The following is a 26,276-nucleotide window of genomic DNA, read 5'->3' on the forward strand; positions in this document are numbered from 1 at the left end:
TGGCCCTTCGTCTCTGGCTCCGCCTGCTGGCAGGACGGTGCCGTTTGCAATCCCGGCCCACGCGGAGTTTCGCTCGCCTTCCGCGCCGGCCTCGCCAGAATGTTGGGGGCACCGATCCCGTTGGAAACGCGCGAACAGGATCGGGATCGGTGCCGACGGCTCCCGGGGGCTCCTCAACCACTCGGGCGCCGTTTCCTTGGCACCGACCCTGTTGGAAACGCGCGAACAGGATCAGGGTCGGTGCCACCACCGGCCTCTGCGCGAGCATCGGCCGGCGGAACTGTTGCAGCCCTACTCGCCGCCGCCCAGCTGGTGGACGTAGACGGAGACGGCGCGGATGTCGGCCTCGCTGAGGCGGCCCGTCCAGGGCGGCATCACGCCGTAGCGGCTGTAGGTCACGGTTTCGATCAGCGTGTCGCGATCGCCCCCGTAGAGCCAGACGGCATCCGTGAGGTTCGGCGCGCCCTGCTCCCGGTCGCCCATGCCCTCGGAGCCGTGGCAGGCGGAGCAGTTGTCTTCGAAGACCGTCGCCCCGGCGGCGGCCAGTTCGGCGTCATGCTCCTGACCGGAAATGGCCAGCACGTGCTCCACGACCTGTTCGATCTCTTCCTCTTCGAGGATCTCGCCGAACTTCGGCATCTCGGAGTAGCGGGCGTCGTCGTCCTGCTCGTTCCGGATCCCGTGGGAGATCGTGTAGTGGATCGACTCGATGTCGCCGCCCCAGAGCCAGGCGTCATCCAGCAGGTTGGGGTAGCCCTTGGCGCCGGCGGCGCCGGAGCCGTGGCACTGGGCGCACCAGGTGCGGAACACGGCCGCACCGTTGGAAACGGCGAAGCGGTTCAGATCCTCATTGTCCGCGATCGCGGTCAACTCGGTATCCACCAGTTGCTGGCGGATTGCGGCGTTGGCGTCCTCCCAGCGGGCGATCTCCTGCGCGACTTCGCCGCGCGTGGAGGCCCCCAGAAGGCCAGGCGTGGCCCGGGTCACCAGCGGCCAGGCCGGGTAGAGGATGGTGTAGATGATCCCCCAGACGATGGTGGCGTAGAACGTCCAGAGCCACCAGCGCGGCATCGGGTTGTCATACTCCTGGATCCCGTCCCAGCTGTGGCCCGTGGTGGGCACGTCCTTGGGGGCCTGGGTCTTCTTCGGTGCTTTGCTCATGGCCGCGCCTCCTTGCGTTGCGCGTCGGCCGCGATGTCCTCGGCCGGTTTGTTTTCATGACGGAAGGGGATGTTGGCGACGTCCTTGTATTCCTTGCTGCTGCCCGGGCGCATGACCCAGACGACGATCCCGAGGAAGAAGACGAACATCGCCAGCAACATCCAGCTGTCGGCAAACTGGCGGGTGATCGAATAGGTATCCATCCCGCCCCCTTACCGGCTCGCGTCCGGGGTGAAGGTCGAGAAGTCCACGAGCGTGCCCAGCATCTGCATGTAGGCAATCAGCGCGTCCATCTCGGAAATCCCCGGCTGGCCGTCGAAGTTCCGCACCTGTGCACCCGGATAGCGCTCGAGCATGGCGTCGTAGTCGCTGTCCGGATCCGCCTGGGCCTGGAAATCGGCCTGGGCGTTGGCGATCATCTCCTCGGTGTAGGGCACGCCCAGCATGGCGTGGGTCGCCATGAAGTCACCGATGTAGCGACCGTCGATCAGGGTTTCCTTCAGGAAGCCGTATTTCGGCATGATCGATTCCGGCACCACCGATTGCGGATCGGTCAGGTGATCCACGTGCCACTCGTCGGAGTAACGCCCACCCACGCGGGCCAGATCCGGCCCGGTGCGCTTGGAGCCCCACTGGAACGGGCGGTCGTACTTGGACTCCGCCGCCAGCGAGTAGTGGCCGTAGCGTTCAACCTCGTCGCGCATCGGGCGGATCATCTGCGAGTGGCAGACGTAGCAGCCCTCCCGCTGGTAGATCTCGCGGCCGGCCAGCTCGAGCGGGGAGTAGGGGCGCATGCCCTCCACGTCCTCGATCGTGTTCTCGAGGTAGAACAGGGGCGTGATCTGCACGATGCCGCCGATGGTCACAACCAGGAAGCTGAAGACCAGGAGGAGTGAAACGTTCTTTTCCAGAACCTTGTGTTTGTCGAGAATAGCCATCTCTACCGGCCCTCCTTATTCAGCCGGTGCCGCAGCAACGGCAGCCGCTTTCGGCTCGCCTTTGCGCACGGTCATCCAGAGGTTGTAGGCCATGATCAGACCGCCCACGAGGTAGAGAACCCCGCCCAGCGCCCGGACCACGTACATCGGGAACTTCGCAGCCACGGTGTCGGCGAAGGAGTTCACGAGGAAGCCATTGGCGTCCACTTCGCGCCACATCAGGCCTTCCATGATCCCCGTCACCCACATGGAAGCGGCGTAGAGCACGATGCCGATGGTGGCGAGCCAGAAGTGCCAGTTCACCAGCGACAGGCTGTAGAGGCGCTCCTTGTTCCAGAGTTTCGGGAACAGGAAGTAGAGCGCGCCGAAGGTGATCATGCCGTTCCAGCCCAGAGCGCCGGAGTGCACGTGACCGATCGTCCAGTCGGTGTAGTGGCTCAGGGAGTTCACCGCCTTGATCGACATCATCGGGCCCTCGAAGGTGGACATGCCGTAGAAGCCGATGGAGACGACCATCATGCGGATGATCGGATCGGTGCGGATCTTGTCCCAGGCGCCGGAGAGCGTCATCAGGCCGTTGATCATGCCGCCCCAGGAGGGCATCCACAGGATCACCGAGAACACCATGCCCAGCGTCGAGGCCCAGTCAGGCAGCGCGGTGTAGTGCAGGTGGTGCGGGCCGGCCCAGATGTACAGGAAGATCAGGGCCCAGAAGTGGATGATCGAGAGCTTGTAGGAATAGACGGGGCGCTCGGCCTGCTTCGGCACGAAGTAGTACATCATGCCCAGGAAGCCGGCCGTCAGGAAGAAGCCCACCGCGTTGTGGCCATACCACCACTGCGTCATCGCATCCTGCACGCCGGCGAAGGCCTGCACGGAATCGGAGCCGAAGATCGAGACCGGGATCGCGAGGTTGTTCACCACGTGCAGCATGGCCACGGTGACGATGAAGGACAGGTAGAACCAGTTGGCCACGTAGATGTGCGGTTCCTTGCGCTTCACGATCGTGCCGAGGAACACCGCCAGATAGGCGACCCAGACGATGGTGAGCCAGAGGTCCACGTACCACTCCGGTTCGGCGTATTCCTTGGACTGCGTGCCGCCCAGCAGGTAGCCGGTGGCCGCGAGCACGATGAAGAGCTGGTAGCCCCAGAATACGAACCAGGCGAGATTGCCGCCCCAGAGCCGCGCCGCGGACGTGCGCTGCACCACGTAGAAGGAGGTGCAGATCAGCGCGTTGCCGCCGAAGGCGAAGATCACGGCCGAGGTGTGCAGCGGCCGCAGGCGGCCGAAGTTCATGTAGGGTTGCGCCCATTCGAAGTTCAGTGCCGGAAAGGCAAGCTGGAACGCGATGAACGTGCCGGCCAGGAAGCCGACCACACCCCAGAAGGCGGTTGCAACGGCGGCGTAGCGGACAACGCCGTCCATGTAGCCCGTCTCCGGCGCGGCCGGTGACAGGTTCGGTTCGTCGGTGTTGCGGAGGGTCCAGAGGAACAGGCCACCCGCGACCAGCATGAGGATGACCGCATGCACCTGGTAGGAGAGATCTCGGCCGTAGTTGGCGGCGATCATCATGAACAATGTCACCAGGCCAAGCCCGACCAGTTTCAAATAATTCGACATTCAAGCGTCCCTTCGTCTTGCCAGCGTCGACTCGTTTTTCTTGCACTGGGTCTTTCTGACGGTGGCGTTCTGGCGGCCCTGCTGAGAAGCCACCTTGATCCATATCAATACGCGAACAATGCCCGCTCCGAGTTGATCGACGTCAAGGCCGACTCAATGCGTGTGCCCTACCCTATCACTGCTTTGCCAGAAATGGGGGTAAACTCGTGACCTATAAGTCTTTGCTTACAATCAGTTGCGATCCCGGGAAGACGGGAAACGTGCTGGAAACCGCCGTCGCGCTGGCCCGCAGGGGCGAAGCACACCTCGACGTGCTGAGCCTCGGCGTCGATCCGACGCAGCCCATGGTCTGCTACGGGCAGGGAAACGCCCTCATCACGCAGGAGCTTCTGATCGAGGCGCGCGAGCGCGCCCGGAAAAACGAGGAAGACCTGAAATCGCGCCTGCAACGGGAAGAGATTTCATGGGGCTGCGACGCCGCTGCCGCCCAGATCGACGGAATCACGCGCATCGTCGGCCTGCGGGCGCGCTACGCGGATCTCGTGATCCTGCCGCAGCCCTACGGCGAGGGCAGCGGCCATGAGCAGGAAGCCATTCTCGAAGCCGCCCTGTTCGAAGGCCATGCCCCCGTTCTGGTGATCCCGGACGGCCAGGTGATGGAAGACGCCCCGAAACGGATCGTCGTGGCCTGGAACGACAGCGCCGAGGCGCTGGCCGCGATCCGCGCCGCCCTGCCGTTGCTGAAAGATGCCGAAACCGTCTCCATCGCCGTGGTCGATCCGCCGCAGCACGGGCCGGACCGCTCCGATCCCGGCGGGGCGCTCTCGCAGATGCTCGCCCGTCACGGCGTGCGGGCCGACATCGCCGTCCTCGCCAAGACGATGCCGCGTGTCGCCGACGTTCTGGCCCGTCATGTCCAGGACGTGGGCGCCGGGATGCTGGTGATGGGGGCCTACGGGCACTCGCGCTTCCGCGAAGCGATCCTCGGCGGTGCCACGCGCGATACGCTCGAAGCCTCGAAAGTGCCGGTTCTTCTGGCGCGCTGAAGGCGCGGCGTCAGTCGTAGAAGCCGCCGTCCGAATCGTCCCCGGTTTCGTCCAGAAGCCTGTCGAAATCGGGGATGATGACGTGGCGTTTGCCCTGAAGTTCGATCACCCCGGCCTTGCGCAGCGCGGAGATCTGCCGGCTCACGGTTTCCAGGGTCAGGCCCAGGTAGTCCGCCATGGCTTCCCGCGTCAGCGGCAGATCGATCACGATCCGGCCGCTGGCCTCGCCGCCCGTCAGCAGGGTGTTGCGCCGGGCGAAGATCGCCAGAAGGCTGGATATCTTCTCGCGCGCGGTCTTGCGCCCGAGGATCACCATCCATTCGCGCGCCGCATCCAGCTCGTCCAGCGTCATCTCCAGCAGGCGCTGGCTGACGTGCGGCGTCTCCTGCATCATCTTCTCGAACTGCCCCTTGCGGAAGCAGCACATCATCAGATCGGTCGTGGCCGTCACGTCGTAGGCCGCCGTGGACCGCCCCGGCCGCCCCACGAAATCCGAAGGCAGCAGGAGCCCCACCATCTGGCGGCGCCCGTCTTCCATCGTCTGGGTCAGCGAGGCCACGCCGGACACGACGCTGCCGACGAAATCCACCTGGTCGCCGGCCCAGACGACGGTCTGGCCGGCTTCGAACTTGCGGTAGTACTTGATGGAATCCAGCACCTCCAGTTCATCGGAATCGCAGCGTGCGCAGACGGCACGGTGGCGAATGGGGCAACTCCCGCACTGGACGTGCGGGGTGGTCAGGCTCTGGAGGTTCATCATGCGCGTTTGGTTGATCTTGATCAAAGTTGCCCGAAGCGGGATCGCCTAACGCTACCTGCATGGAACAGCAGACTCAACTCGCACGGCTGGGGCTTTTTGACGCCAAGGTCCCGCGCTACACCAGCTACCCCACCGCCCCGCACTTCGGCGGCGGCGTAAGCGGCGACGATTTCGGCCAGTGGATCCGGACAATTCCAGCGGGGCGCGAGATATCGCTCTACGTCCACGTGCCCTTCTGCCGCCGCCTCTGCTGGTTCTGCGCCTGCCGCACGCAGGGCACCCGAACCGATTCCCCGCTGCGCGCCTATCTCGACACGCTGAAGGCCGAACTGGCGCTGCTGGCCCAGGATCTGCCCGAAGGCGTCCGGCTCTCGCGCCTGCATTTCGGTGGCGGAACGCCCACACTCCTGCCCGCCGAGATGCTGACCGAGCTGACCGACGCGATCTTCTCCTTCCTGCCGCTCGGGCCGGGAGCGGAGTTTTCCGTCGAGATCGATCCGAACGAGATCGACTACGCGCGCCTCGACGCCCTCGCCGGCGCCGGGATGACCCGCGCCAGCATCGGGGTGCAGGATTTCGACCCCGAGATCCAGAAGATCATCGGCCGCGAACAGAGCTACGAAGTCACCGAGGCGGCCGTCTCGGCGCTGCGGGCGCGCGGCGTGCGCAGCCTGAACGCCGACATCCTCTACGGGCTGCCGAACCAGACCCATGCCCGGATCGCGGATTCCGTGCAGAAGCTGCTCTCGCTCGGCCCCGACCGCGTGGCGCTCTATGGCTATGCCCACGTGCCGTGGATGGCGAAACGGCAATCCATGATCCCGTCCGACGCGCTGCCCACCCCGCAGGAACGCCTCGGCCTGTTCGACACCGCCCGCGAGCTTTTCGTCTGGGACGGCTACCGCGAGATCGGGATTGACCATTTCGCCGTAAAGGGTGACGGCCTTGAGACCGCGCTGCGCGCCGGGCGGCTGAAGCGCAACTTCCAGGGCTACACCGACGATACCGCCGACGTGCTCGTCGGCGTCGGCGCCTCCTCGATTTCGCGCTTCCCGCAGGGCTACGCGCAGAATGCGCCGGCCACCTCGGCCTACACCCAGCGGATCCGCAGCGGCGCCTATGCCACCTCGCGCGGGCACAGGTTCAGCGCCGACGACATCCTGCGCGGCCGGATGATCGAAGCGCTGATGTGCGACTTCCGGGTCTCGCTGGGCGAAGTCGCCGCCCTTCCCGGTGCCTCCCGCGCCGAGATCGGCCGCTGGTGCAGCGATGTGGCGGGGCAGTTCCCCGGCTTCACCCGTTTTGACGGCGAAAGCTTCGAGATCCTCCCCGAAGGCCGCCCGCTGACCCGCATGGTCGCCCGCGCCTTCGACGCCTACGACCTGTCGCGCGCGGGGCATTCGAGCGCCGTCTGACCGGCCTCGGCCCCGGCTCAGCCCCCCTCGCGAAGCTCCCGCGGATCGATCCGGGGCGAGCCCCCGCCCGCGGCTTCGGCGCGCGCCAGCCGGGCCGCGATCCGGGCGGTGAGCGGCGTCGCCACGCCGGTTTGCGCGCCCAGCCGCAGGATTTCCCCCTGGAGCGCGTCGATCTCCGTCGGACGGCCCGCCTCGATGTCGTAGGCCATCGAAGTGCGCGCCTCGGGATCGATCGTGAGCATCTGCGCGGCGATGCGCCGGAACAGGGGGGTGGGCAGGCGCAGCAGGTGCGGAATCAGCGCCGGCGGCAGCGGCGTTTGCGGCCGAAAGGCGATGCCCGCGGCCTTCAGAGCCGCCATGGCCTCCGTCATCTGGTCGGCCATCAGCCTGCGCCAGCGTCGATCCAGCAACATCTTCTGAAGCGGCAGCCCCGAGAGCGCGTTGAGCGCATTGGTTAGATTTATCAGCAGCTTGCCCCACTGAACCTCGGCGATACGGTCGCTTTCCAGCACCTTCATCGCGGGGGTGGAAAGCGCCTCGGCCAGCGCGCCCGGCCCGGCCTCCACCACGATGTCGCCGGAGGTGGCCCGGTGAAAATGCCCGGGTTCCGGGCAGACCACGTTGAACGGCACCATGCAGGCCCGCACGTCCCAGCCCGGGAGTGCGGCGCGCAGCGTCCGTGCACTTTGGATGCCGTTCTGGAACGAAAGCACGCGGGCATCCGCAGGCGCATGGGCGGCGATAGCCGCGGCGATCTCGGCGGTGGCGGCCGTCTTGACGGCGACGATCACGAGGTCCGCCGCCGCGAGGCAGGCCGGATCGGTTTCCAGCCGCAGGGCTTCCGCCGGCACTTTCATCGAGAGGCCCGCGTAATCGGTCAGGGTGAGCCCCTGTTCGCGGATCGGTCCGAGAATGCGCGGGCGGCCCAGGAGGGCCACCTCGTGCCCGTCTGCGGCCAGCATCCCGCCGGTGAAACCGCCGATCGCACCGGCACCTGCGACAACAATCTTCATGGCAGTCCTCCCCCGCGAAACCTGCACGGCGGAGCCCTCCCTTGGCAAGCGCGCCGCAGGGTCAGCTGCAGGAGCCGCCCTACGCGCCCTTGTGTCCGGCGCTCAGCGCCCCACGCACCAGCGCATGATCGCCTTCTGCGCGTGCAGGCGGTTCTCGGCCTCGTCGAAGATCACCGAGTTCGGGCCGTCCATCACCGCGCTCGTGGCCTCTTCCTCGCGGTGGGCCGGCAGGCAATGCATGAACAGCGCGTCAGGCTTGGCGTGGGCCATAAGCGCCTCGTTCACCTGGTAGGGGCGCAGCAGGTTGTGGCGGCGCTCCCGCGCGCTGGGGGCGTCATGCATGGAAACCCAGGTATCGGTGACGACGAGATCCGCCCCCTCGACGGCCCGGACGGGATCGCGCTCGATCGTCACCGAAACCCCTTTCGCGCGCGCCTCCTCCACGAAACCCGGCTCCGGATCGAGCACCTCGGGCCCGGTGAACACCAGATCGAAGCCGAACTGCCCGGCGGCATGGATGAAGGACGCGCAGACGTTGTTGCCGTCGCCCGACCACACCACTTTCCTGCCCGCGATCGAGCCGCGGTGCTCTTCGTAGGTCAGGATGTCGGCCATGATCTGGCAGGGGTGGCTGCGGTTGGTGAGCCCGTTGATCACGGGCACATCGGCATATTCCGCCATCTCCAGCAGGGTGGCCTCCTCGAAGGTGCGGATCATGATGAGATCCACGTAGCGGCTGAGCACGCGGGCGGTGTCGGCCACGGTCTCGCCGTGACCGAGCTGCATGTCGCTGCCTGAAAGCACCATCGTCTGCCCGCCCATCTGGCGCACGCCCACGTCGAAGGAGATGCGCGTACGGGTCGAGGGTTTCTCGAAGATGAGGGCGACCATGTGGCCCTCCAGCGGGCGCTCAGCGTCGGGCACGCCCTTGGGCGCCCCGTTGCGGGCGTTCTTCATCGCCTTGGCCGATGCGATCATCGCCTTCAGGTCTTCCGGCGAGGTGGTGTTGATGTCGAGGAAATGATTCATCTGTCTATCCGTTCCGGGGCTTGCCCCTCTGTCTGCGTCAGTCGGCGCCGGCGGTTTCGGCTTCCACGGCGCACGCGGCCGTTTCCAGCCGGGCCAGGGCCTCGGAAATCTCTTCGTCGGTAATCGTGAGCGGCGGCAGGAGGCGCACCACGTTGTCGGCGGCGGGCACGACGAGCAGCTCCGCGTCATAGGCGGCTCCGACGACGGCGGTGTTGGCGGCCTTGCACTTGAGCCCGAGCATGAGGCCCGCGCCCCGCACCGCTTCGAATACGTCGGGGTGCGCGGCCACCAGCCCTTCGAGTTTCTGGCGCATCAGGGCGGCCTTGCGGTTCACCTCGGCCAGGAACTCGGGCGTGGCCACGATGTCCATCACCGCGCCGCCGACGGCACAGGCCAGCGGGTTGCCCCCGTAGGTGGAGCCGTGGCTGCCCGCCGTCATGCCGCTCGCGGCGCGCTCGTTGGCCAGAACCGCCCCGAGCGGAAAGCCCCCGCCGATGCCCTTGGCCACCATCATGATGTCGGGCTCGATCCCGGCCCATTCATGGGCGAAGAGCTTGCCCGTCCGGCCCATGCCGCACTGGACTTCATCGAGGATCAGGAGCGCGCCGGTTTCATCGCAGAGATCGCGCATGCCCTTCAGGCAGGCGTCCGGCAGCGGGCGGATGCCGCCCTCGCCCTGCACCGGCTCCACCAGAACGGCGGCGACGGTTTCGTCCATCGCGGCCTTGAGCGCCTCGTGATCGCCGAAGGGAAGATGGATGAAGCCCGGCAGCAGCGGGCCGAACCCCTTCGTCATCTTTTCCGACCCGGCGGCCGCGATGCCCGCGGAAGAGCGCCCATGGAAGGAGCCCTCGAAGGTGATGATGTTCACCCGCTCCGGCTGGCCGTTCTCATACCAGTATTTGCGGGCCATCTTCACGGCCAGTTCGCAGGATTCCGTGCCCGAATTGGTGAAGAACACCGTATCGGCGAAACTGGCATCCACCAGCTTGTCGGCCAGCGCCTGCTGTTGCGGGATCTGGTAAAGGTTCGAGACATGCCAGAGCGCCTGCGCCTGCCGCGTGAGCGCCTCCACCAGCGCCGGGTGGGCATGGCCCAGGGCGTTCACCGCGATCCCGGCGCCGAGATCAAGGAAACGTCGGCCATCCGCCTCGATCAGCCAGCTGCCCTCGCCCTTCACGAAGGAGAGCGGTGCGCGGGAATAGGTCGGCAGAACGGAGGGGATCATGGCGAAATCCTTGGAAAATGCCCGGTTTGAGCGTGTTTGGTGCCCGATCAATCGGATCAAGTCAATCTGTGGGAAGCGGGGCTGCCCGGGGGCAGCAGGACAAACGCGCGAATGGCGCCGAAAGGCATCAGCCTCGGCGTCGGAGCGTGCGATATGCGGCGCGTTTGATCATGGGCAGTTTGATAGCCGCTGAAATGCCGCAATGGAAGCCCATAGTTTATCCGGGCGGCATTGACGAATTGTTTAGCCGGACGGGGCATCCTGCGTCCAATACAGCAGGAGCCATTTCATGTTGCGGTTTTCAAAGCTCGTTCTTCTTTCCGTCGTCGGTTTCCTTGCCGCCCTGGCGATCGGCGTATGGCAGACCGAGCAGATGGCAACGAAAACGTTGACGACCCTCGCCGAGCACCGGGCCACCGGGTGGGTGCTCCATGCCTCCGATCAATTGAGGCATCACGCGGATGCGGGCGAAAGTGCCGCGGGGGCGCAGCACCACGATCACGGCATCTCTTCGACGAACGCGCTGGCCGAACTGATCCGAAGCGGGGAGGTGGGCACCGATGCCGCCGCACTTCTGGGGGCCGAAGTGCGGCAAGGGGATGTCTTCCGTTTCAAATTGTTCGACGACAACGGCCACCTCGTCTTCGTCTCCGACTCCATCGGCAGCAAGGAGCCGCCGGCGGATCTCTGGGGGCACAACCCGCTCGCCAGCAAGGCACTGGCGGAAGGCAAACCCTATTCCGAAATCATGGATGGGCGCGCCAAACCTGATCGCCCGGACCACTACGCCGAAACCTATCTGCCCCTGTATCTGGACGGGGCCCCGGCCGGGGCGGTAGAGATCTACACCGACATTTCACGAACCTATGCCAACGCCACTGAGGGGTTTCACCGGCTCAGCGCGATCATCGCCGGATTGATGCTGCTGGCCCTGATCGCACCGGCCCTCGCCATCCTTCACGCCCAGAACAGCCTTCGCCGGACCAACGCGGAACTGCAGAAGGCCCGCGACGAGGCACAGAAGGCCGAGCACGCGAAGAGCCGGTTCCTCGCCAACATGAGCCATGAGATCCGGACGCCGATGAACGGGGTGATGGGCATGACGGAGCTTCTGCTGGAGACGGATCTCGACGACGATCAGCGCAGCTATGCGGACACGATCTACGCCTCTTCCGCCGCGCTGCTCGAAATCATCAACGACGTTCTGGATTACTCCAAGGTCGAAGCCGGGCAGATGCAGATCGACAACTCCCCCTTCGATCTGCGCGCCGTGGTGCAGGACGTCGCCACGCTGCTGTTCCCCGTCGCCAATGCGAAGGGGGTTGAGATCTGCGTCGATCTTGATCTGGACACGCCGGCCTGGGCGATCGGCGATGCGCCGCGCCTGCGCCAGTGCCTGCTCAACATCGCCGGCAATGCCGTCAAGTTCACCGACAGCGGCCACGTGCTGATCAAGGTCGGCGAACGGCCCAGCGGCGGCATCACCTTCACCATCGAAGACACCGGAACCGGGATCCCCCCTGACCGCATCGATCACATCTTCGCGGCTTTCGAGCAGGCCGACAACAACGCCACGCGCCGGTTCGACGGCACCGGCCTCGGGCTTGCGATCACCCACCGCCTGACGGAGCTCATGGGCGGCACGGTCACGGTGCAATCGACGCTCGGCGTCGGGTCCGTCTTCACCCTCTGGCTTCCGCTGGAGCCCTGCGCCCCCGCGGAAGAGCCGGAGGTGGAGGCCGAGCCGATCTCGCTGGAAGGCCACAGCGCGCTCGTCGTGGACGACCTCGCCACCAACCGCCGCATCCTCGAAGACAGGCTCGCCCGCTGGGGCATGCACGTGCGCAGCGCCGCCAGCGCGCAGGAAGCCCTCGAGGTGCTCGACGCCGGCTTCCGGCCCGATGTCGCCATTCTGGACTACTGCATGCCCGAGGTGTCCGGCGAGGATCTCTTCCACGAGATGCGCAAACGCCCCGATCTCGCAAAGACCCCGGCGATCATTCTCTCCTCCGGGGATACGTCCGCCTTCCGGGAGCGCCTCCTGCAGGCCGGCCTGAAGGACATTCTGCCCAAACCGGCCCGGACGGAAGTGCTCTCCCGGCTGCTGGGGCGTGTGCTCGTAGATGCCAGGCCCGAGAAAGCGCCGAAACCCGCGCCCAAAACGCAGCCGGGCGCGCATGTGTTCCCGGGGCTGCAGGTTCTGCTTGCGGAGGACAACCGGACGAACCAGATCGTGACCTGCAAGATGCTGGAGCCGCTCGGGATCGAGGTCGTTCTCGCGCGCAACGGGCGCGAGGCGGTGGAAGCCTACAAGGCGCGATGCCCCGATCTCGTCCTGATGGACGTGTCGATGCCCGTCATGGGCGGGCTGGAGGCGACCCGGATGCTGCGCGCGATCGAGGCGCAGGGCAAGCGGCCGAGATGCCCGGTGATCGCGCTCACCGCCAACGCCATGGCCGAGGACCGCAGGCTCTGCCTCGAGGCCGGCATGGACGACCACCTCGCCAAACCGCTGACGAAACAGGCCCTCATGGCCTGTATCGCGAAATGGTCCGAAGGTCATCGCGCGCGGCAGGAGAAGAGCGCCTGATCCACCCGCCCCGCCGCCGCCCGCCTCGGCCCAGCGGGCGGGCCAACGCGCGGGCACCGCCCCGCCCGCCGCCTCGCGGCAATCTCAGCCTTGTCCTCAGGCCTTCATCCGGTAGCCGCTGCGCAGCCACTGCCAGCAGAGCGCGAGCACGGCGGCGGTGGCCACAAGGCACACGACGAGCCCGAAAGCGGGCGCGGCATCGCTCGCGCCGATGAAGCCGAATCGGGCGCCGTCGATCAGGTAGAACACCGGGTTGAACCGCGTGAGCGTGGCAATGACCGGCGGCAGGCTTTCGATGGAATAGAAGGTGCCCGACAGGAACGACAGCGGCGTGATGATGAAATTGGTGATGGCCGCCATCTGGTCGAACTTGCTCGCGTAGATCGCGGCGATGATGCCGAGTCCGCCGAGAAAGGCCGATCCGAGCACGACGAAGACAAGCGCCCATACAGGATGCGCCGGCACGACGCCGAGCACCAGCCACATCAGGGCCGAGATTGCGAAGGCCACGAGAACACCGCGCCCCACGGCCCCCGCGAGATAGCCCACCAGCATCTCGCCGGCCGACAGCGGCGGCATCAGCGTATCGACGATATTGCCCTGCACCTTCGCGATCATGATCGAGGACGAGGTGTTGGCGAAGGCGTTCTGGATGACCGTCATCATCAGGATGCCCGGTGCGAGAAAGGCCGCGAAAGGCACGCCGTTCACCGCCCCGCGCGCAGGGCCGATGGCTAGGCTGAAGATCGCAAGGAAAAGGCCCGCCGTCACCAGTGGCGCCAGCAGGGTCTGGGTCCAGACGGCCATGAAACGCCGCACCTCGCGGCTGGCCAGCGTGGCCGTGCCCAGCCAGTTGACCCGTCCGAACCGGCGTGTGCCCATGTCGAAGCGCTGCGTGCTGGTGTCCTGCATCGCGATTCCCCTGTCTCCATGTCGTCGCAGGTGCTTGTATCCTGCGTTTCCGTGATTAGAATAGGGGTCCAGCAGAATTCTCCCAGGCACGCGATGGAATTGCCGGGCGCCCAGAGCCCCGCGCTGCCGCGTGCGGACCGAAAAGGAAGTCAGATGTCCTGGACCGATGAGCGCGTCGAAATCCTCAAGAAGATGTGGGGCGAGGGCCAGTCCGCGAGCCAGATCGCCAAGGAGCTCGGCGGCGTCACCCGCAACGCCGTGATCGGCAAGGTGCACAGGCTCGGCCTGTCCAACCGCACCGGCGGCGGCGGCACCGCCAAACCGGCGGCCAAGGAAAAGCCCGCGGCCAAGCCGGCGGCTAAAGCCAAACCCGCCGCCGCGCCGAAACCGGCGCCGGCCGCCGCAGCCGCAGCGCCGCAGGCGGAGAAGCCCGCCCCCAAACCGGCCGCGCCCGAGAAGGTGGCGGCCACCCCTGCCCGCAAGCAGATCATTCCCGCGGGCCAGCCTCTGCCGCCGCAGCCCTCGGCCAACGAGATCAGCCCGGAAGCGCTGGAATCCGTGCGCCAAGTGGAGAAGAAGGCCAAGAAGCTTTCGCTGATGGAACTCACCGAGCGCACCTGCAAATGGCCGATCGGCGATCCGGCCACGGAGGAGTTCTGGTTCTGCGGCCTGGCGGTGCAACCGGGCAAACCCTACTGCGAAGCCCACGTGGGCGTGGCCTTCCAGCCGATGTCCTCGCGCCGGGATCGCCGCCGCTGAGGCCGCGCATGCCGCATCCAACAGCCAAGGCCCGTGCCCCCGCGCGGGCCTTTTTCGTTGCGCCATCCGCCCCGCGCCCCGCTTGCCGCAAGCCCGCCGTTGCCTTAAAGGAAGGGCCTTGCCCGCCTCAACGCCACCCAAGCCAGCCGAGACCTTCCGATGAGCACCAACCCGCCCTCCCTGCGCCCCGACATCGCGCCCCAGGCCCGCATCAGCGAAAGCGCGCGCGACGGACAGCCGACCATCGGCATGGTGAGCCTCGGCTGCCCGAAGGCGCTGGTGGACAGCGAACGCATCCTGACCCGGCTGCGCGCCGAGGGCTACGCGATCTCGCCGGACTACGGCGGCGCCGACGCGGTGATCGTGAACACCTGCGGCTTCCTTGACTCCGCCAAGGCCGAAAGCCTAGAGGCCATCGGCGAAGCGCTGAAGGAAAACGGCAAGGTGATCGTCACGGGCTGCCTCGGCGCGGAAGAGGACTACATCCGCGGCACCCACCCCTCGGTGATGGCCGTCACCGGCCCGCATCAATACGAGCAGGTGCTCGACGCGGTGCACGGCGTCGTGCCGCCCGCCCCCGATCCCTTCATCGACCTGCTGCCGGCCACGGGCGTTTCGCTCACGCCGCGGCACTACAGCTACGTGAAGATTTCCGAGGGCTGCAACCACAAGTGCAAGTTCTGCATCATCCCCGACATGCGCGGCAAGCTCACGTCCCGCCCGGCCCATGCGGTGCTGCGCGAGGCGGAAAAGCTGGTGGAGGCCGGGGTGAAGGAGCTGCTGATCATCTCGCAGGATACCTCGGCCTACGGGCTTGACCGCAAATACAGCCTTCACCCGTGGAAGGACGGCGAGGTGCGCAGCCACATCCTGGATCTCTCGCGGGAGCTGGGGCGGCTCGGCGCCTGGGCGCGGCTGCACTATGTCTACCCCTACCCCCACGTGCGCGATCTGATCCCGCTGATGGCGGAAACCGCGCAGGCGGGCCACGGCCTGCTGCCCTACCTCGACATTCCCTTCCAGCATTCCCACCCCGACGTGCTGCGCCGCATGGCGCGCCCGGCGGCGGGCTCGAAAACGCTGGAGGAGATCGCCGCCTGGCGGGAGATCTGCCCTGATATCACCCTGCGCTCGACCTTCATCGTCGGCTACCCCGGCGAGACCGAGGCCGAGTTCCAGCATCTGCTGGACTGGATGGACGAGGCGCAGCTGGATCGCGTCGGCTGCTTCAAATACGAGAACGTCGACGGCGCCCGCTCCAACGCCCTGCCCGATCACGTCCCCGAGGAGGTGAAGCAGGAGCGCTGGGAACGCTTCATGGCCAAGGCGCAGGAGATCTCCGAGGCCAAGCTGGCGGCGAAGGTCGGCCGGAAGCTGTGGGTTATCGTGGACGAGGTGGACGCCGATGCCGCGACCTGCCGCACCATGGCCGACGCGCCCGAGATCGACGGCAACCTGTTCATCGACGAAGGCCACGAGTCCCTCGCACCAGGGCAGATCCTGCAGGTCGAGGTGGATGAAGCCGGAGAATACGATCTCTGGGGGCGTATCGCCTGAGGCTGGCCCGAGGCCGGCACGAGACGGGCCAGAGACTGACCTGAGTAACGGCCCCGAACACCCCGCGGCCCCTGTGCCGCCTCGCCGGCCCAAGGGCGGCGGCGTTTGACAGAATAAAATCGATTTTTATATCGTTCCAGAGGGGAAATCGCGATAAACTGCCCAGGCAGAGTGGGCGGCGGGTGAAGCGCGGCACCGGAAACTGGAAGGATCGCCATGAAGATCGCCGAGATTGAGCCTCGCAAGGGCGAGGGATCCGCAACCCAGCAGGCCTACGAGGCCCTGCGCCGGATGATCGTGACCGGGGATCTGAAACCGGGCGAGAAGCTCAAGATCGACGGGCTGCGCCAGCGGCTCGACACCGGCGCCTCGCCGATCCGCGAGGCGCTCAGCCTGCTCGTCTCCGACAACCTCGTGGAGCGGCTCGACCAGCGCGGCTTCCGCACCGCCGAGGTGAGCGCGGAGAACTTCGACGAAATCCTGATGTTGCGCTGCACGCTTGAGGATCTCGCACTGCGGGCCAGCATCGCGGCGGCCGACGACCGCTGGGAGGAGAACGTCGTGCTGGCCCACCACCGGATGCAGCGCGCGCGCGATGCCGGCGATCCGGCTTTCGAGGATCGCCACAAGGATTTCCACATGGCCCTTCTGGCCAATGCGCCCTCGCCGATCCTCAGGAAATTCTGCTCGCAACTCTACGATCTGAACATCCGCTACCGGTACCTTGCGGGCAGCGGGCTGGACTACAAGAAGCGCGACGTGGTGGACGAGCACGCCGGCATCCTGGCAGCGGCCGTCGCACGTGATGCGGATCTGGCCAGCGAACGGCTGCTGGCCCACTACCGGCGGACAGGCGCTTTTCTCGCCGGCCTGATCGGAAACGGCACCCTTCCGGCGGCAGCGCAGGCAGGCGCCTGAGGCGCCTGCGAGCCCGTCAGTCGCGCGGCACCAGCGTGAGATCGAAACGCACGCGCAGGTAGCCCTCGTCCACCTTGCCCGAAAGCTCGAACCCCTCCGCCGGGAAGGATCCGGCCGGCATCTCCTCGTAGCGCATCACCAGATCCTTGCGCACGCCGAAAACGGTGTCCTGGTCGAGGTAGGGATCATCCTCCGGGAAGACCTCCGTCACCAGCGGGCGGAATCCCTCCGCCTCGGCGATGAAATGCAGGTGCGAGGGGCGCCACGGGTGGCGGCCGCAGGCGCGCAGGATGTCTCCGACGGGCCCGTCGGAGGGCACGGTGTATTCCACCGGGCGCACCGAGGTGAAGGCGTAGCGGCCATCGGCGCCCACGGTCTGAAGCCCGTGGAAGGAATAGGTGTCCTGGTCGGGGTCCTGGCTGGAATATAGCCCGTTGGGCGCCGTCTGCCAGATGTCGAGCGTGGCCCCCGGGATCGGGTTGCCGTCCGGATCCTTCACGATGCCCTCCACGAGCAGCACCGGCTCGTCGAAATCCTTGCGCAGATCACCCCCGACCGCCAACGGTGGCGAGCCGGAGATGTGGAACGGCCCGAGCACCGAGGAAGAGGTGCCCTCGGGGCGCGAGTGCAGCATGTCCACCAGCGAGGAGAGGCCCAGCACGTCGGAAAGCAGGACGAACTCGTGGCGCTCCTTGTCCGAGATCGCCCCGGCGGCTTCGAGAAAGGCGATGCCCTGATTCCACTCCTCGTGGGTCAGGTTCACCTCGCGCGCGAAGGCGTGCAGGTGGGTCACGAGGCTGCCCAGCACCTCCTTCAGGCGCGGATCGATCCCCTCGCCCATGTAGCTCATGAACACGTCTGTGATGTTGTCGGCGGTCACGTCCCGCATCGGGTTTCCCCCTTATCAGTTCAGAATGGCAAGGCTGAGCGCCGGGAAGCGGATCAGCAGGATCAGCACGAGCAGCATGACGAAGGCGAAGGGCAGCGCGCCGAGGAACACGTCCTTCAGGGCGATGCGGTCATCGTCCAGCGTCGCCTTGATAACGAAGCAGCTCAACCCCAGCGGCGGCGTCAGCAGCCCGATCTCGGCGGCGACGACGGCCACGATGCCGAACCACACGAGGCTGAGGCCCATGGCGTCGATCAGCGGCAGGAAGAGCGGCACGACGATCAGGATGATCGAGGCCGTGTCGAGGATCGTGCCCAGAAAGAGCATCAGCACCACGAGCAGCGCCATGATCCAGAAGAAGGAGAACTCGTGGGTGGCGAGAATCGTCTGCAATTCGTTGGGCAGCCCCGCGATGCCCAGCATCCGCGCATACATCGAGGCCGCGGTGATGAGGAAGAGGATGGCCGCGGTGATGTGGCCGGTTTCGATCACCGTCTCCCAGAAGGAGCGCAGGTTGATGCGGCGGCGGACGGCGGCGATGAGGATGCCCAGCAGCGAACCGGCGGCACCGGCCTCCACCGGGGTCGTCCAGCCGGTGTAGATCCCGCCGAGCACCACGACGATCAACCCGATGATGGGCAGCGTCTTCGCGGCGATCTCGCCCCAGCCCATCAGATCGTCCTGCTCAAGGATCCGCCCGCCCACGGCGCGCGGCATGAAGCGGCCCATGAACCAGATGGCGGCGACGTAGGCGATCGCCAGCAGGATGCCGGGCACGACGCCGGCAAGAAACATCTCGCCCACGGATTGCTCGGCCACGAAGGAGTAGATGATCAGCATGGCCGAGGGGGGGATGATCATGCCGAGCACGGAGGAGCCGGCCACGACGCCCACGGCGAAGCGGGGGTTGTATTCCTGCCGCAGCATCTCGGGCACGCTCATCTTGGAGAACACGGAGGCCGAGGCGATGGAGGAGCCGGTGACCGCGGCAAAGACGGCGTTGGCCCCCACCGTGGCCATGCCGATCCCGCCGGTGATGCGGCGGCAGCCCTGGTTCATCACCGCGTAGATGTCGGCCCCCAACCCGGCCTTCGAGACGATGAGCCCCATGAAGGTGAACAGCGGAATGGTCGCGAAGGTGTATTCCATCGCGCTGTCGCCGATGGCGATCTTCAGCAGCGCGAAGGAGAGATCGAGGTTGCCGCGCATGGCCCAGATCGCCACGAAGCTGACCATGCCGAGCGCGATGGGAATGTAGACGCCCAGGTAGATCATCACGATGATGGCGACGATCGAAACAAGGCCGATATCGAGGGGCGTCATGAGCCGCTTTCCTGATGGGGGATGTCATCCCCGGTTCGGGTGAAGATGTGCAGGATGAAATGCACCGTGCAGAGGCAGGCCGAGAGGAAGATCACGAGCTTCACCGGCCACCAGGGCGCGGTGAACACGCCGGGCACGCCGAAGTAATCCTTGGTGTCCCACATCTCCAGAAACTCCGGCCAGATGGCCACGGCCACGAGCACCATGAACAGCGCGCTCATCGCATCGATCCCGTTCGCCATCCAGCGGCCCGCGGCAGGGCGGCGATGGCGCATCACCGTCAGGAACCCGTCGGAACGGGTCAGACGCCCGACGCGGATCACGTCCGGAAGCTGGAGAAAGACGATCAGGACCATCGAGAACTGCACCACCTCTACGGCGCCGTGGAAGGGTTTGTTGAAGATGCCACGGGCGATGATGTCGTAGTTCACCACCGCGATGAGCACCACGACGACGAGGGTGCCGGAGGCATTCGCCGCCATGGCGATGCCCCCGGCAAGTCTGGCGAACCACGTCACGTGCCGCCCCGGGTCAGTTGGTTGCCGCTTCGGCGGCCCAGTCACGGACCGGCTCGAACCCGGCGTCCTTCAGCTTGGCCATGTAGGCCTGCAGCATCTCGGTACCCGGCTGGCCGGCATCATCGAGGCCCTTGGCCCATTCCGCCGCGATGTTGGGCATGGACATGGCCCAGGCCTTGCGCTCTTCCGGGCTCATCTCGACGATGGTGCCGCCGGCGGCCACATAGGCATCGCGGCTGGCCTGGGCGCGGTCCATGGCGATACCGGCAACGTGATCCCGGTATTCCACGGCGACGTCCTGAAGCACCTGCTTCACTTCGTCGGGCAGCTTTTCCCAGTAGTCCTTGTTCACGGTGATCGTCTTGGAGTTCACCGCGCCGAGATCCGCCTTCAGCATGTAGGGCGCCACTTCGGCGATCTTGAAGGTGGAGGCGGCCTCCGGCCAGAGCATCGCGTGATCCACGAGGCCGGTCTGCACCATGTTGTAGAAATCGGTCAGGCCACCGCGCACGCCGGCGGCGCCGTCGATGCCTTCGAGGTAGCGCAGGTTCATGCCCGCGCCGGCCACCTTGGAGCCTTCGAGATCCGAAAGCGAGTTCACCGGCTCCCGCGAGAACACCTGGTAGGTATCGAGGACCACGCCGGTGGCGAGGTAGACCTGGTTCTGCGCGTCGAATTCCGCCTGCATCGCCGGGTATTCCTTGGCGATCTCGTCCACGGCCTTGGCCACGGCGCGGGCGTCTGCGGCCACGAAGGGCGTCACGGCGGAGAGCGCCTGGCTCGGCAGTTTCGAGCTGTGGAAGATCGTCGTCACGATGCCGATGTCGCCCAGCCCCAGCTTGATGCCTTCCAGCACGCCCTTGGGCTTCACGATGGTGCCGCCGTAGCTTTCCTGCCAGTCCATCTTGTAGTTGCCGGTTTCGGCAAGGCGCCTGTCCACTTCGGGGATGAAGAATTCGGTGAACTCCTTCACCCAGAGCGCCCGCGCCGGGTAACCGTCGATCACCACGGCCTTGATCGTTTCGGTGGCGAGGGCCGGCCCGGCCATGACGCCCAGCGCAAGGCCCAAGCCTGCGCCTTTGACGAGTGATTTCAGCATGTTGTCTCCTCCCTGAGTATGCTGTCGTTCGTCAGGCCTTGCGCCACGTGATGCGCAGGTCCGTTCCGGCCTGTTCGAACAGTTTCGAGATCGCGCAGTATTTCGCGGTCTCGGCGGCTACTTGGCGTAGCTCATCTTCGCTGCACGCCCCATCCGCGGCGACATCGAGCCGGATCGCGGTGAAGGGCACGTCCACCTCCTCCATCAAGAGCACCCCGCGGCGATCGAAATCGACCTCCATCGCGAAGGCGAGGTTGCCGATGTCCACCCCAAGCCGGGCGGCGCATTTGTGGCCGATCACGTTGGTGCAGCCGATCAGCGCCGCGTAGGCCGTGGCCGTGGGCGAAGGGCCTTCGTTGGTGCCCCCCCGCGCCACGGGCTCATCAACTACAACGCTGTTGCCGTCGATTTCCGTCACGCTGCGAGCATGGCTCGTGCCCTGCCCCGTCAGCTTGATCGTCATGTGGGTCTTTTGCCGGATCGCCATCAGCGCCTCACAGGATCTCGCAGACGTCTTCGAAGGCGAAGCGGGGCAGTTTCTGGAACAGCGCCGTTTCATCCGCGTAGCCGATGTTGCACAGGAAGTTGGATTTCCAGCCGTTCTGGCTGAAGAACTCTTCGTCCACGATCGCGTTGGAGAAGCCCGACATCGCGCCGACATCCAGCCCCATCGCGCGCGCGGCGATCATGAAATAGGCGCCCTGGAGCGTGGAATTGCGGAAGGCGGTTTCCTCGGCGTAGTCCGGGCGGCCATCGAAAAGCGGTTTCCTGTCTTCATGGGGGAAGAGGAAATCGAGCTTCCGCCAGTAGGCGGGATCCCAGGCGATGATCGCCGTCACCGGGGCCGCGCGCATCTTGTCGATGTTCTTCGCCTTGAGCGATTTCGCCAGCCTGTCCTTGCCGGCCGCGCTGCGCACGAAGACGAAACGCGCGGGGCAGGTGTTCATGCTGGTCGGCCCCGCGATGGTGATCTCGAAGAGCGTGCGCAGCATCTCGTCGCTCACGGGGCGATCCGTCCAGGCATAGTGGGAGCGCGCGTCCCGCAGGATCAGATCGATGGAATCGTCGTCCAGGCGATCCTTGCGGGCGCGCAGGGCACGCACCGCCTCCTGGGCCTGCGCGCGCAGGGCGGAGAGGGTTTCGTTGCCCTCGCCCATCATTCGGCCGCCTCGTTGGAGAGGGCAACCTCGTCGATCACCGGGCTGGCACAGACGCCGATTCCCTCGATCTCGATCTCGACGGTTTCGCCGGGGCGCAGCCAGCGCGGGTTCGGCTTCTTGGCGTGGCCTACACCCGGCGGCGTGCCCAGCGCGATGTGGTCGCCGGGCTCCAGCGTGGTGTATTCGGAGATGATCGCAATGGTGTCCGCCACGCTCCAGATCATGTTGGCCGTGTTGGAGGATTGCAGGATCTCATCGCCCACGCGGCTTTCGATCTTCAGGCCCTTCGCGCCTTCCGGCAGCTCGTCCGGGGTGACGACGAAGGGGCCGACGGCGCCGGTGGAATCAAAGTTCTTGCCCGGTGTCCACTGGTGCGTCTTGCGCTGGTAGTCGCGCACGGAGCCGTCGTTGAACACCGTGTAGCCGAATACGTGGTCCAGCGCGTTTTCACGGCTGATGTGGCGCCCGCCCTTGCCGATGATGAGGAGCAGTTCCGCTTCGTAGTCCAGCCGCTCCGAACAGGCGGGGCGCACCATCGGCGCGCCGGCGGCCATGAGCGAGTTGCGACCCCGCATGAAGAGCGCCGGGTAGTCCGGGATCTCGTAGCCGCCTTCCTTGATGTGCTCCACGTAGTTCAGCCCGAGGCAGATGAAGGTGCCCGGAGCCGTGATCGGCAGCGCCGGGGTGATGGAGGAGACCTCCACGATCTCGCCACCGGCCGCCATCGCGTCGCGCGCCCGGGCCAGCAGGGCCGGGTCCGCCGCGAGCGCAGACAGATCGCTGCCGATGGCCCCGACGGCCGCGCTCAAGTTGACCGCCTTGCTCCCCTCCACGCCAAAGACACTCTGCGGGCCTCCGGCGGTGCCGACGATGAAACGCATATGAAACTCCCTGTTGCTTGATGCCATTTTTGACGATAAATTTTTCCCAAGTCAAATAAAATCGATTTTCTTGAAGAGGGAGGAAAGCGGATGCCGGCATGGGACGACTACAAGGCCGAAGCGAAATCGCGCGGGGCGCTGGCGCATGAGCTCTATGCCGTGCTCTCGACGCCTGCGGGCGATCCCGCGAAGGTAAGGGAAACGCTGCCCGCCCACCTCGCCTACCAGGCCGAACAGGAAGCCCGCGGCGCGCTCTTCCTCGCCGGCCCCGTGTCGGATGAAAGCGGGCAGATGATGGAGGGCATGGGCCTGATCATCTACCAGGCGGACTCGCTGGAAGCGGCGCGCGCCCTCGCGGAAGCCGATCCGATGCACGCCAGCGGAGCCCGCAGTTTCGTGCTGCGCCGCTGGCTCGTGAACGAGGGCGGCCTGTCGCTTACCCTCAGGCTGTCCGGCCAGTCCGTGCGGCTTGGATAGGCCGATCGGATGAGCCAGCGCAGCTTCCTGGGCGACATGCTGACGACCCTCTTCGAGCGCCGGCGCCGCGGTGCAGGCACCGCCGATGCGCGCTCCATCGAAGAAATGTGCCGGGCCCTGCTGGACACGGAAGGCGAGGTCGCGGGCCCCAGCCTCGCCCAGGCCATTCTCGATCGCTACACCGGGCTCGACGTCGAGGGCAGAGCCGCGTTCTTCGCCTTCCTCAACGACGGGCTCGAAATCGATATCGACGCGCTGGAAGCCGCCATCGCGACCTACCGCGCAGAGGCCACCCCGCAGGCCTACCGCCGCATCGGCGCCTGCGCCGAGCCGCCCCGGCAGGAACTGCTGCGCCGGCTCAACCAGCCACCGGGCGCCACCCATGCGCTCGTGACCATGCGCAGGGATCTTCTGGCGGCGGTGCGCAAGGATCCCGCCCTCGCCCGTACCGACCAGGATTTCCGGCACCTGCTGCGCAGCTGGTTCAACCGCGGCTTCCTGATGATGCGCCAGATCAGCTGGGAGACCCCGGCCAGCCTGCTGGAAAAGATCGTGGCCTACGAGGCCGTCCACGCCATCCACGGGTGGGACGATCTGCGCCGCCGCCTCTACCCGCAGGACAGGCGCTGCTTCGCCTTCTTTCACCCGAGCATGCCCACAGAGCCGCTGATCTTCGTGGAGGTGGCCCTGACGATGACGATACCGGGCTCCATCCAGCACCTGTTGAGCGAAGAGCGCGAGACCCGCGCCGCGGAAGATACCAAGGTGGCCGTGTTCTACTCGATTTCCAACTGCCAGGCGGGGCTGAAGGGCGTCTCCTTCGGCAACCTGCTCATCAAGCAGGTCGTCTCCGAGCTTCGCAAGGAGCTGCCGGGGCTCGAACACTTCGTGACGCTGTCGCCGATACCGGGCCTGTGCCGCTGGCTCGAATCCGCGCCCGAACACGGAGATGCGGAAGAGTTGCGTGCCGGGCACTGCCCCCCCGAGACCCTGCGCCGGATCGCCACCCGCTACCTGCTGGAGGCCAAGGACGCCGCGGGGCTGCCGCTGGATCCGGTCGCCCGCTTCCACCTCGGCAACGGCGCCCTGATCCATGCCGTCCACCCCGAGGCGGACGTCAGCCCGAAGGGGCTGCAACAATCCGGTGGCGCGATGGTCAACTATGAGTACGATCTGTCGCTGATCGAAACCAACCACGAGCGCTTCGTGCAGTCCGGCGAGATCGCCGCCAGCCCGGCCGTGCGCGCCGCGCTCCAGCCAGCCACGAGAAAGAACAGGATACAGGCCTGATGTCCAACCATCTCTTCGACCACCTCTTCGCGCCCCACGCCGACAATCAGGACATCCTGTTCGAACGCCCCGGCGCGGACCCGATGACCTACGCCAGCTTCATCGAGAAGACGGGCCGGATGGCCCACGCGCTTCAGGCCGTCGGCCTTGAGCCCGGGGACAGAGTGGTCGTCCAGGCCGAGAAATCGGTGGAAATGGTGATCCTCTACGGCGCGACGATCCGCGCCGGCGGCGTGTTCCTGCCGCTCAACACCGCCTACACGCATGACGAGGTATCCTATTTCGTCAACGACGCCGCGCCGCGCATCCTCGTGTGCGATCCCGCGCAGGCCGAAGGGTTGGCCCCGATCGCCGCGAAGGCCGGCGCCCGCGTCCTGACGTTGGACGCGGCAGGACAGGGTAGCCTGACGGCGGGGCTGGAGGCCCACCCAAGCGGGTTCGAGCCCGTGGCCCGCGCGCCCGGCGATCTGGCCGCCCTGCTGTACACATCGGGCACCACGGGGCGCTCCAAGGGAGCGATGCTGAGCCACGACAACCTGCTGTCCAACACGCTCGCACTGGTGGATCTCTGGCAGATCACCGATCAGGACACGCTGATCCACGCGCTGCCGATCTTCCACACCCACGGGCTCTTCGTGGCGCTGAACACGTCCTTCCTTGCCGGCGCCCGCGTGCATTTCCTGCGCAGCTTCGACAAGGACGCCATTCTCGATGCCATGGGCCACGCCACGATGCTCATGGGGGTGCCCACCTTCTACACCCGCCTGCTGGATGATCCGCGCCTGACGCGGGAGCGCGCCGCGGGCATGCGCCTCTTCGTGTCCGGCAGCGCGCCGCTCCTGGCCGAGACCCATGTCGCCTTCACCGAACGCACCGGGCACCGCATCCTCGAACGCTACGGGATGACGGAAACCAACATGAACACCTCCAACCCCTACGATGGCGAACGGCGGGCCGGCACGGTGGGACAGCCGCTGCCCGGTGTCGAGTTGCGCCTGACCGACCCGGAGACCGGCGAAGAGGTTCCGGACGGCGCGGTAGGGATGATCGAAGTGCGCGGCCCGAACGTGTTTTCGGGCTACTGGCAGATGCCCGAGAAAACCGCCGCGGAACTGCGCGACAACGGCTTCTTCATCACCGGAGATCTGGGCCAGATGAGCGAAGACGGCTACCTGTCGATCGTGGGGCGGGCCAAGGATCTGATCATCACCGGCGGCTACAACGTCTATCCCAAGGAAATCGAAGACGTGTTGAACGATCTGGACGGCATCTCCGAATCCGCCGTGTTCGGGGTGCCCGATGCGGATTTCGGCGAGGCCATCGTGGCCGCGATCGTCCCGCTGCCGGGCGCAACGCCCGACATCGATGCCATCACCGCCGCCGTGGCCGAAAAGCTCGCCCGCTTCAAGCATCCGCGCCGCTACGAGGTGATGGAGGCCCTGCCCCGCAACACGATGGGCAAGGTCCAGAAGAACGTGCTGCGGGAGCGTTTCGCAGGCTAGGTCGTGGACTCATAATGTCTGATCCAGAGCCTTGAGCAAGCGAGGTGAAGTGCGGCGAGGAAGTTTGCTGCGGTTTTGAAGTATCGCGTTGCGATGCCGCGGAAGTGTTTGAGACGATTGAAGAACCGTTCGACCTTGTTGCGTTCGCGGTAGAGGTCTCGGTCGACGGTCCTGACCACGCGGACGTT

26 protein-coding genes are annotated in these 26,276 nt (G+C 66.2%); 9 read left to right on the plus strand and 17 right to left on the minus strand.

The window, feature by feature from the left end; translation table 11 throughout:
- Positions 1–291: 291 nt before the first annotated feature.
- From ccoP to ccoN, 4 genes are read right to left on the minus strand one after another with little or no spacing between them, the layout of a single operon-like run.
- Complete coding sequence (gene ccoP / locus PSA7680_RS12905) at positions 292–1,161, minus strand: cytochrome-c oxidase, cbb3-type subunit III (protein ID WP_085869134.1); 870 nt, start codon at positions 1,159–1,161, stop codon at positions 292–294.
- The gene (locus PSA7680_RS12910; RefSeq protein ID WP_085869135.1) at positions 1,158–1,364 is read right to left on the minus strand and encodes a cbb3-type cytochrome c oxidase subunit 3; all 207 of its coding nucleotides are present in this window, start codon (positions 1,362–1,364) and stop codon (positions 1,158–1,160) included. The genes ccoP and PSA7680_RS12910 overlap by 4 nt, the downstream gene beginning before the upstream one ends.
- A gap of 9 nt (positions 1,365–1,373) precedes the next feature.
- Positions 1,374–2,099: a cytochrome-c oxidase, cbb3-type subunit II gene (gene ccoO, locus PSA7680_RS12915; protein WP_085869136.1), complete on the minus strand. Its 726-nt coding sequence runs from the start codon at positions 2,097–2,099 to the stop codon at positions 1,374–1,376.
- 15 nt (positions 2,100–2,114) lie between these two features.
- Entirely contained in the window at positions 2,115–3,722 is a 1,608-nt protein-coding gene (ccoN, locus tag PSA7680_RS12920; protein ID WP_085869137.1) for a cytochrome-c oxidase, cbb3-type subunit I, read from the minus strand.
- 260 nt (positions 3,723–3,982) lie between these two features.
- On the opposite strand from ccoN, the gene PSA7680_RS12925 reads away from it, so the two are divergent.
- Complete coding sequence (locus tag PSA7680_RS12925; protein WP_306372456.1) at positions 3,983–4,768, plus strand: universal stress protein; 786 nt, start codon at positions 3,983–3,985, stop codon at positions 4,766–4,768.
- Positions 4,769–4,778: 10 nt separating this feature from the next.
- Here the strand turns inward: PSA7680_RS12925 and fnrL are convergent, their stop codons facing one another.
- Complete coding sequence (gene fnrL / locus PSA7680_RS12930) at positions 4,779–5,528, minus strand: transcriptional regulator FnrL (protein ID WP_085869161.1); 750 nt, start codon at positions 5,526–5,528, stop codon at positions 4,779–4,781.
- Between the two features lie 59 nt (positions 5,529–5,587).
- Here fnrL and hemN point away from each other — a divergent pair, with 59 nt between their 5' ends.
- The gene (hemN, locus tag PSA7680_RS12935) at positions 5,588–6,943 is read left to right on the plus strand and encodes an oxygen-independent coproporphyrinogen III oxidase (protein ID WP_085869139.1); all 1,356 of its coding nucleotides are present in this window, start codon (positions 5,588–5,590) and stop codon (positions 6,941–6,943) included.
- Between the two features lie 17 nt (positions 6,944–6,960).
- On the opposite strand, the gene PSA7680_RS12940 is transcribed toward hemN, so the two are convergent.
- The 3 genes from PSA7680_RS12940 to PSA7680_RS12950 form a co-directional block, all read right to left on the minus strand.
- Positions 6,961–7,956, minus strand: a complete 996-nt coding sequence (locus tag PSA7680_RS12940; protein ID WP_085869140.1) for a 2-dehydropantoate 2-reductase — start codon at positions 7,954–7,956, stop codon at positions 6,961–6,963.
- A 102-nt stretch (positions 7,957–8,058) separates the two neighbouring features.
- Complete coding sequence (gene argF, locus PSA7680_RS12945) at positions 8,059–8,985, minus strand: ornithine carbamoyltransferase (RefSeq protein WP_085869141.1); 927 nt, start codon at positions 8,983–8,985, stop codon at positions 8,059–8,061.
- A 37-nt stretch (positions 8,986–9,022) separates the two neighbouring features.
- Complete coding sequence (locus PSA7680_RS12950) at positions 9,023–10,213, minus strand: aspartate aminotransferase family protein (RefSeq protein WP_085869142.1); 1,191 nt, start codon at positions 10,211–10,213, stop codon at positions 9,023–9,025.
- A gap of 289 nt (positions 10,214–10,502) precedes the next feature.
- Between PSA7680_RS12950 and PSA7680_RS12955 the strand changes: the two genes are divergently transcribed.
- On the plus strand, positions 10,503–12,803 hold the full coding sequence (locus PSA7680_RS12955) for a response regulator (protein WP_085869143.1): 2,301 nt from the start codon (positions 10,503–10,505) through the stop codon (positions 12,801–12,803).
- A 96-nt stretch (positions 12,804–12,899) separates the two neighbouring features.
- On the opposite strand, the gene PSA7680_RS12960 is transcribed toward PSA7680_RS12955, so the two are convergent.
- Positions 12,900–13,715: an ABC transporter permease gene (locus tag PSA7680_RS12960; protein WP_085869144.1), complete on the minus strand. Its 816-nt coding sequence runs from the start codon at positions 13,713–13,715 to the stop codon at positions 12,900–12,902.
- A 153-nt stretch (positions 13,716–13,868) separates the two neighbouring features.
- Here PSA7680_RS12960 and PSA7680_RS12965 point away from each other — a divergent pair, with 153 nt between their 5' ends.
- From PSA7680_RS12965 to PSA7680_RS12975, 3 genes are all read left to right on the plus strand, one after another.
- Positions 13,869–14,474 (plus strand): GcrA family cell cycle regulator, encoded by a 606-nt coding sequence (locus PSA7680_RS12965; RefSeq protein ID WP_085869145.1) that lies wholly within the window; start codon positions 13,869–13,871, stop codon positions 14,472–14,474.
- Between the two features lie 159 nt (positions 14,475–14,633).
- Positions 14,634–16,031, plus strand: a complete 1,398-nt coding sequence (gene rimO, locus PSA7680_RS12970) for a 30S ribosomal protein S12 methylthiotransferase RimO (protein ID WP_085869146.1) — start codon at positions 14,634–14,636, stop codon at positions 16,029–16,031.
- Between the two features lie 216 nt (positions 16,032–16,247).
- Positions 16,248–16,949: a GntR family transcriptional regulator gene (locus PSA7680_RS12975; RefSeq protein WP_085869147.1), complete on the plus strand. Its 702-nt coding sequence runs from the start codon at positions 16,248–16,250 to the stop codon at positions 16,947–16,949.
- Positions 16,950–16,965: 16 nt separating this feature from the next.
- On the opposite strand, the gene PSA7680_RS12980 is transcribed toward PSA7680_RS12975, so the two are convergent.
- From PSA7680_RS12980 to PSA7680_RS13010, 7 genes are read right to left on the minus strand one after another with little or no spacing between them, the layout of a single operon-like run.
- A complete protein-coding gene (locus tag PSA7680_RS12980; RefSeq protein WP_085869148.1) occupies positions 16,966–17,838 on the minus strand; it encodes a dioxygenase family protein in 873 nt (290 codons plus the stop codon).
- Positions 17,839–17,853: 15 nt separating this feature from the next.
- Positions 17,854–19,161 carry a TRAP transporter large permease gene (locus PSA7680_RS12985; protein WP_085869149.1) on the minus strand — a complete coding sequence of 436 codons (1,308 nt, stop codon included), beginning with the start codon at positions 19,159–19,161 and terminating at the stop codon, positions 17,854–17,856.
- Positions 19,158–19,679, minus strand: coding sequence for a TRAP transporter small permease subunit (locus PSA7680_RS12990; protein ID WP_217808345.1), 522 nt, complete (start codon positions 19,677–19,679; stop codon positions 19,158–19,160). Before PSA7680_RS12990 ends, PSA7680_RS12985 begins: the two co-directional genes overlap by 4 nt.
- A 13-nt stretch (positions 19,680–19,692) precedes the next feature.
- Complete coding sequence (locus tag PSA7680_RS12995; protein ID WP_085869150.1) at positions 19,693–20,778, minus strand: C4-dicarboxylate TRAP transporter substrate-binding protein; 1,086 nt, start codon at positions 20,776–20,778, stop codon at positions 19,693–19,695.
- Positions 20,779–20,809: 31 nt separating this feature from the next.
- Positions 20,810–21,265 (minus strand): OsmC family protein, encoded by a 456-nt coding sequence (locus tag PSA7680_RS13000; protein ID WP_085869151.1) that lies wholly within the window; start codon positions 21,263–21,265, stop codon positions 20,810–20,812.
- A 7-nt stretch (positions 21,266–21,272) separates the two neighbouring features.
- A complete protein-coding gene (locus PSA7680_RS13005) occupies positions 21,273–21,938 on the minus strand; it encodes a malonic semialdehyde reductase (protein ID WP_245824622.1) in 666 nt (221 codons plus the stop codon).
- The gene (locus PSA7680_RS13010; protein ID WP_085869152.1) at positions 21,935–22,819 is read right to left on the minus strand and encodes a fumarylacetoacetate hydrolase family protein; all 885 of its coding nucleotides are present in this window, start codon (positions 22,817–22,819) and stop codon (positions 21,935–21,937) included. The genes PSA7680_RS13005 and PSA7680_RS13010 overlap by 4 nt, the downstream gene beginning before the upstream one ends.
- Positions 22,820–22,909: 90 nt before the next feature.
- On the opposite strand from PSA7680_RS13010, the gene PSA7680_RS13015 reads away from it, so the two are divergent.
- From PSA7680_RS13015 to PSA7680_RS13025, 3 genes are read left to right on the plus strand one after another with little or no spacing between them, the layout of a single operon-like run.
- The gene (locus PSA7680_RS13015; protein WP_085869153.1) at positions 22,910–23,296 is read left to right on the plus strand and encodes a YciI family protein; all 387 of its coding nucleotides are present in this window, start codon (positions 22,910–22,912) and stop codon (positions 23,294–23,296) included.
- Between the two features lie 9 nt (positions 23,297–23,305).
- Positions 23,306–24,586 carry a malonyl-CoA decarboxylase domain-containing protein gene (locus PSA7680_RS13020; RefSeq protein ID WP_085869154.1) on the plus strand — a complete coding sequence of 427 codons (1,281 nt, stop codon included), beginning with the start codon at positions 23,306–23,308 and terminating at the stop codon, positions 24,584–24,586.
- Positions 24,586–26,088, plus strand: a complete 1,503-nt coding sequence (locus tag PSA7680_RS13025; RefSeq protein ID WP_085869155.1) for a malonate--CoA ligase — start codon at positions 24,586–24,588, stop codon at positions 26,086–26,088. Before PSA7680_RS13020 ends, PSA7680_RS13025 begins: the two co-directional genes overlap by 1 nt.
- Here PSA7680_RS13025 and PSA7680_RS13030 read toward each other — a convergent pair.
- Positions 26,085–26,276: transposase (locus PSA7680_RS13030; protein WP_217808310.1), on the minus strand; the 192-nt coding region annotated here is incomplete at its 5' end. The genes PSA7680_RS13025 and PSA7680_RS13030 overlap by 4 nt on opposite strands.

The organism is Pseudoruegeria aquimaris (assembly GCF_900172235.1).
Lineage (GTDB): Bacteria > Pseudomonadota > Alphaproteobacteria > Rhodobacterales > Rhodobacteraceae > Pseudoruegeria > Pseudoruegeria aquimaris.